Raw genomic sequence first — 1,100 nt, forward strand, 5'->3', positions numbered from 1 at the left:
AAAACGCGCCTTTCCACGGCGCACCAATTAATGTGGGTTTGAGCCCCCAGATAAAGTCATTTAATTCGGGCTCAAAATGGCGATGATTGCAAGCCCAAATGATTATGTTTGCAGGCGGCTACAGCTAACCAGAACGTAGCAACGTCTTTTGATGTAAACAAAGACAACATTCCATCGAACGGTATAATTGGGTCAAAACTCGTGGTTCAATCAACAGCTTATTCCAGTGCGGTATCAGCAAAACCTACGTTTTTCTTGTACCCAAAGAGCAAGCCTGAACAGTGCGGGTTGAACATAAGAAAACCCGTTGCGAAAAGCATCGCAAGGTTGCTTCATGCCTCTGGTCTTTTCGTGCGGGCCTGCGTGGGCTTGGAGGCCCCTGATCAGAGACGCTAATATGACATTCTCAAGCAGCACGTTTCCGCCTAATAACGCTCTTCATCCTTAGCAAACGTGACAACACGAGCTGAGATATTGCGAAGCTTCAACTCTTCGACAAACGCCTTGCAACCCGCTTCATAGACACATTGCGATTTGTAAGGCAGTCCCAGCAACAGCGAGACTTTCCATTCTCCTGTGCTCATGGCCTCCCCTACGCCTTTGACTTTTAAAAGGCGCACGAACGGGGCATTGAGATCAGCAAACACAACATGGGCTCCACCTTCCTCAAAATAATCGCCGTTCTGTTCAACAAACTCCAGTGTGGCTTCCAATGAAGCATCCCAAGCCGCCTCCAGCACCTCAGAAAATGAGATGACTTCAGCGCGGTTAATTGCTGTCTGCTTTGTTGGAAATGTGAGGATCTTGGCATTCATGTTGTGCTCCCTTGTGATCAAGAGACTTGAACGGCTTGCAAAAACCATGATGTTCATTCCGTCTCAATGAGGTCCGTTTCATTTCCCTTGCCAAACAAACGGGTGTGCGGGAGCTAGTGAGAAGAGAGGCTGTCCATAGTCTCCCGCAGCCCTAAGGGCGAGGAAGATTGTGGTCAGGCGAGCGACGATCTAGGTCACGTGAGGGCAAAGCCCTTAAAACTGTCCCTCAGGTCATAACGACAGAAAAGAATGATCAGAACTTCGGCTTGCTGGAAGCTGGCATGT

At 48.8% G+C, this 1,100-nt stretch carries 1 protein-coding gene; it reads right to left on the minus strand.

Annotated features, from left to right (window positions below; genetic code table 11):
• Positions 1-425 precede the first annotated feature (425 nt).
• A complete protein-coding gene (locus tag PPL9_RS19540; RefSeq protein ID WP_152986766.1) occupies positions 426-815 on the minus strand; it encodes a hypothetical protein in 390 nt (129 codons plus the stop codon).
• Positions 816-1,100: the final 285 nt, after the last annotated feature.

Origin of the sequence: Pseudovibrio sp. POLY-S9, assembly GCF_001431305.1 — a bacterium.
Taxonomy (GTDB): domain Bacteria; phylum Pseudomonadota; class Alphaproteobacteria; order Rhizobiales; family Stappiaceae; genus Pseudovibrio.